General features: G+C 42.6%; 3 protein-coding genes. All 3 read right to left on the reverse strand.

Going from position 1 to position 6,000, the window contains the following annotated elements; genetic code table 11:
* Positions 1–335 precede the first annotated feature (335 nt).
* The gene (locus MC7420_RS11220) at positions 336–1,820 is read right to left on the reverse strand and encodes a DUF1802 family protein (RefSeq protein WP_006100443.1); all 1,485 of its coding nucleotides are present in this window, start codon (positions 1,818–1,820) and stop codon (positions 336–338) included.
* A gap of 10 nt (positions 1,821–1,830) precedes the next feature.
* Positions 1,831–3,690: a hypothetical protein gene (locus MC7420_RS11225; RefSeq protein ID WP_006100708.1), complete on the reverse strand. Its 1,860-nt coding sequence runs from the start codon at positions 3,688–3,690 to the stop codon at positions 1,831–1,833.
* Positions 3,691–3,763: 73 nt separating this feature from the next.
* Entirely contained in the window at positions 3,764–4,480 is a 717-nt protein-coding gene (locus MC7420_RS11230; protein ID WP_198016432.1) for a hypothetical protein, read from the reverse strand.
* Positions 4,481–6,000 lie beyond the last annotated feature (1,520 nt).

Here is a 6,000-nt window from a genome sequence, read left to right on the forward strand (position 1 = left end):
GGTCGCTGAGCGAAGTCGAAGTGATGGTCTACCTGTCTTCCTTGTCTTACCTGAACCGCAATCTTAAAAAACCTACCCTTGTGAGCCTACAAGAGGGGGGAGGACTAAGGATGCTTCGCTTTTTGTTTCATGGGGGAGACCAAAGGATTCTTCGCTTTTTGTTTCATGAGAAAATCCAGAGGATGCGAGCATATTTTTGTATCTGGGGGAACAATAAATTTCTCAAAGTCCCCCTTTTTAAGGGGGATTTAGGGGGATCTCTTATTTAGTAGGGGTTTCAACATGAAGTTGATACAGATGTTCATGAAGAGTCCCCAACAAAAGGTTTTTTTACCTTAATGAATTAGAGGTAAATCGCGCAAGAAATAGAAGCGATCGCGGTTCAATTCATTACCCTTACTTCTCCCTAAGTAGCCTGTTAACGGCGAGGATAGTTCAATGAGAATATCACGCAATTCATTCGGCATTAAGGGTTTGGGGGGACTCGAACCGATATACGCACCATAAATCGCATCAACTCCCACTTCGCCTAACCCTGCATTTTCCTGGAAGGATTTAACGGATTGGACGATGTGCGATCGCACGGCGATATCTTGACGCACTTCTACTAGGTATTGCTCAATTTTATCATCGGCTAACCCATAGGCATCTTGCAAGCAGGCTTTGAGTTTCAGTAAGTCTATCGCACCCTTATACTGGGCTTGCAATTCCACGAGATGTTGGAGAGTTTCTGGACGAATCACGCTAATCTGATTATTTAAAGTTGTTCGTAAAGCATCTGGGGTTAATTCCCCGGCGGCGACAATGAGTTTGAGACAAGGAGCATAATCTTGTTGTAAATGATTGTTCCCCAGTTGAATTAATTGTCCCGGAGTTTTACTGGGTACTATTTCACTTTTGGTGGCTTTGCATTCGCCAACAATGGGATAAGGTGCATCCGCATAAAAATCAATCCCACCAGCACCGCCAGTGGCTTCTGGATTTAGGCTGGCTCTTGGGTCATTTCTAGAGTTGGTAAATCCTAATTTTAGTAAGCTTTTTCGTACCAGCTTTTCAAAGGTATGACCATCGCTAGAGTTGCCGACTTCAGCGATTGTTTTAATCCAGATGAAATCAGAGTCAAATCTCCCGATTGATTGGCTACTCCAGCCTAAGAATTCTTTGATATCTTGGTCGAGTTCTTTCGCCGCTAGATTACTGTCTGATAATGACGCGATTTGCTGTAAGCAGCAGCGCTTCGCGATCGCACTCTGTAATTCCTCTAATTCCGGATGTTGAGGCGGCTGTCGTTCTTCCATCTGGCGACAGCGCTGTTCAAAGAAGGTTTGACTCAAAACAGGTGTGTCTTGAGTCACGGTTAAAGGTTGGGGAAGCGGAATAAATCGGGGACTCGGATGAACCGGAATTTCCATCGGTTGCGGGAGTCGATAAACCCGCAGGTAGGCTAAAAAAATATGACCTCGTTTGACACGAGTTTGCTCTAATCCGGCTGTTGTCCATACAGTTAATTGGGATAAGAAATCCAGGGATTCGGAATCATCCAAGACTTGACAACGTTCGCATTTTGCCCAGGCTTTAATTTGAACCGTCTCAGAACCGAGTTCAGCCAGACTTTTTTGGGCGGTGGGAATAAAATTTGAGCGATAATATTGTTCGATAGGCAGAGCGTTACTGGATGTATCTGAGGGATAGAGAGCAAATTGTCGTCCCGGATTGACAAATATTCGCGGAATAGCGGCGATCATTCGCCCTTCGATCAAGGCTTCGATATCTGGGGTGGGTAGACAAAATGCGGTTTGAAGTAAAACCTGCTGGTTCATTTTTATAGCGTTATACGTTTAATTCGATATTATTGTCTACATCAGCAACAGTCTGAGGAATTCTCATCGGCAAATCATCATCCGTTAGATTATCAGGTTCTTGACCCGACGGATCACTCAAAATTTCTCGAATGAGTGCATTATCAATGGCTAATCGCTTCTGCTTGATAAAATCAAATATTTGCTCCTCGCTGAGTTCATAACTTTCCCGATTGTCATAGACGAATAGAATAGCGAGAAGTGGAATTATATCTTGGCTCTGTAAACGCACCCATTCTCCACCTTTCTCCTGCAAAAGCTTCTGGACGCGCTCTTGAGCTCGTTTAGCTCCAGAGTTAATTTTCTTAGAACGAACTAAGCAACCACGAGTTAAGTCATATCTTTTATAGTCAATTAGCCGCCTTAAGGCAGCCCCCTGATATTTTCCTCCAGATTGTTCAAGAACAGCCACTCCAATTTTAACCTCTTGCTCATTTTCTGTCCCGACGATTTTGAAGTGAATATACCCTTGATCCACACTGTTACATTGGATTTCTTCTACTCTATCAATAGTTACTCCCTCTATTGTTTGCTGCTGGAGAGTTGAACAAGCTAACTTTAAAGCGTCAGCAATATCATCGTTGTTCTCTTCTGATAAGATATCTATATTTCGCTGAATATCATCTAATTGTGTTTGATAACAAAGCTCAACAATATTTTTGGTTTTGCCATTTTCTGAAAGCTTAAAGTTTTCTGCACACCACCGAATCACTGCCCTTACCGTAGGTTTTTGCTTACCAAGCTCCCTTAATTTGTTTTCATCAAATGGATAAATCGGATCAGGTGGTGTTTGTTGATTTTCATCATAGAATTCTTGGAGCCAATAGGAAACAAGTTCAATTACCTTATCTGAGTTTAAATAGTCCAGTTTTAGCGGTTGCATATCTGCTCTTTCACTAGCCAAACGAGCCACTACCGCCTCAGCTTGAGGTAAACTTCTCACTTGCTGACTCCAAGTATCAGCATACATAGCGAGCAAGAAAGCACCGCGTTTGAGAGTGTTATACAAGTCCTTGACCAAACTGGCAACAAGTTGGGCTACAGTAAAGCCATTATCATCAATCGCTACAATATCTAACTCATCAAAGCAAATTACGGGTACTCGATAATCACTGGTGATGTCGAGAATTTGGCGAGCATTATTTAAAGCGTCGGCTTCTCTGTCTTCTCCTTTAGGATTGGCTAGCCCCATTGTCTCAGCTTGTATCTGACTTAACTCGCCACCAGACAGCCAATGAATGGCATATCGACCATGGGCAGAAGAAAGCGTCCACAAAATTGCTGTTACAATATAGGGATTATCAATATCTGGTTTAACCTGAAGAACCAGATTGGTGAGCATATCACCTAATTTGTTTGAATATTTGCTCAACCACTTGGGGAAAATTGCCATATATTGCTGAGGAGTGTAATTCCAGTTTCTGGCTTCATTAAGTAAAGTAGCCGCTAATTCTTGCCACTGCATGACCCCTTGGCTACCAAAGGCTTTAAGGCTAGTCGCTACATTTTGGTTAAATAGAGTATTGATCTTATTTAAGTTGTCATATTTATTCATGTATATAAACAACGCATCACTATTGGCTTGGTAGTGATGGCGAATCCGACTGATAATATGGCTTTTGCCTAACCCTTTTTCAGCCGTAATTGTAATTCCTACGGTTTGACGTTCCCCGCAACGCACTTTAGCCACCGCATCAAACACAGCATCAGATGCATGAGCATTTATTGAGGGAACATCAGGAAAGCTTTTTCCCCAGATCTGTAGTGGTGTAACTACAGTATGTCCTGCAAAGGGATTTTTATTTGTGATTAATTCTTCAATGGAAGACATGAACCTAATCCTTGTTGTGTGATGTGAAGTGAATCAGTAGTACACCCAAGTCGATATAGAGAGACTGTAGAATTTATGATGTTAAACGTCGGGCATAGCAGCGCAACCCGTCCAATTCGGTTGTGATGGAATCTTCAATCTTGTCCGGTGCGCTATCTTCTACGCTGCCGCCTTGAAGCTGTAAGATATCGTTAGCCTGCATTTCCAGCATCCAGTCGTTGAACTGGGAACGAGAGACGCGATCGCCGATTGTCCGCCGTATCCGATATATCGGTACTAAGTCATCTAAGTTATAGTCGCGGTTAAGCTGATTGTAGACATCCAGCGCCACCTGCTTAAACTGATCATAAGACGCGATCGCCTTTGGCGCTGAGCTTTGCTCAATCGCACTCTCCCCAGTCTTTCCGGCTGCAACAGCGCCATCACTAACAGTACCCGCCGACACATCTTGTTCTCGAATCCATTTGAGTAACGCATTCGCGGTTTTCGCGCCAATCTGACTCTCAAACTCAAACGCCTCACTTTTCAGCCCTGCTTCCAGCATCTGCAATCCCTTGGGCTGTACCAGAGATACCTTATACCGAGAAACCGCGATCGCACCCTCGTTTTCTAACGTCTCATAACTATCCTGATAATCGGCGGCTGTTTCCTTCTTCCGTTTCAGTCGTTTAGTCAGTTCACCCCTCTTAACATCTGAACCTCCCAGATCCCACAAGTAAAGCAGTAGGCGGACTTGCTTCGCTTTCGCTTCAATATCTGTATCTGTCTTCGCATCAACATCGTTGGACATCGTTGTTACCCTATCCGTCATGGAAATTTCTGAGTCTAAAGAATGAACTTTTGTAAAAATACTCCCTGCTATACTAACCCCATCATCTAATCACTTGCCAGTTCAGTCGCGATCGGTATAAAGCCAGTACAGCGCCAGTAGGAGCAGTTTAGAGAACAATCAATGCATTCCATTGATAACCCCCAGTAAAACCCACCCTCACGCCACAAATTATGTGTTCTGCAAATAGTCTCTAAGTATTTTTACTTAATCCAGAGATTGAACTGTTCAATTTGATCCTGATTTTCGACTGGTTCAGGATGATCGCCGGATCATCAATTGTTGCCCATAATCGTAACTTAACTTAATATTTTTCGAGCAAATGTTAACTTCCATATCATTTCCTTGTCTTTCAACTTGAGAGTGGTAAAGTAAAAGTATGAAGCAAATAAAGCTTCACCGGACAGATACAAAAGCAACGTTTAGATTCAAAGAAAGAGGTAAAAACGCTGGCTAAATCAATCAATCTGTCTTCTCTAAAAACAACAGCAGCAAACCATTTAGACGCTGATATTTCCTAAGCTAGTTAATAGGGAGTAAGGCAACTGAAACTTGAATTCAGTGCAACTCCAGATAGGATTACTAAAAGAAGGAAATCACTCAGCAAGTCGATCGGACGTGCTGCTGTTGTTTTAGCATTAATTAGCCAAATGAATAGGAGAGGGCGACCTGACGAAGAGGAGACGCAACTTCTACAAGCAATGCGTTCAACTCATCGTCGTGTCATCGAAGGAGAATGGTAGTTAAACAAGGTTTGATTTGCAAGCATTCTGAATTTACTTTATCTTTTAGACAGATTGTAGTTCGACAGTCAAGTATGCGTAAGTTTGGCATTTTGTCAATATAAATATACCTGGTAGGGGCAACCCGCTTGCATTAATTAACAATTGTAGTCCACTCAATTTGCTAGGGTCGCCCTCTCCTCTCAGCTCAGATGTAAGCAAGTGTTTCAGGAAGGGAGAAACCGCGATCGCGAGGAGGCTCTCCTCTGCTCCTAGTGGTCTGTCAAGCATATCCAAATCGGGAAAGCATTAATCAAACTTCACATTTTCCTCCATAAAAGTAAACTTACGTATCATTCCCTTGTCCTTTCAATCAAAGGTGGTAAAGTAGAACTATGAAGCAAATAAAGCTTCATCAGACAGATACAAAAGCAACGTTTAGATTCAAAAGAAGAGGTAAAAACGCTGGCTAAATTAATCAATCTGTCTCATCTAAAAACAACAGCAGCCAACCATTTGAACGCTGATATTTCCTAAGTTAGTCAATGGGGAGCAAGGCAACTGAAACTTGAATTCAGTGCAACTCCACAGAGAATCATCAAGAGAAGGAAATCACTCAGCTAGTAAAACTGAAAGGCTGCTGTTGTTTTAGCATTAATTAGCCAAATGAATAGGAGAGGGCGACCCGACCCAATTGAATGGATGGGAGTTTTTTATTGATGCAAGCGGGTCGCCCCTACAGATGGTTAATCTTGCATT

This window comes from Coleofasciculus chthonoplastes PCC 7420 (genome assembly GCF_000155555.1).
GTDB classification, from domain to species: domain Bacteria; phylum Cyanobacteriota; class Cyanobacteriia; order Cyanobacteriales; family Coleofasciculaceae; genus Coleofasciculus; species Coleofasciculus chthonoplastes_A.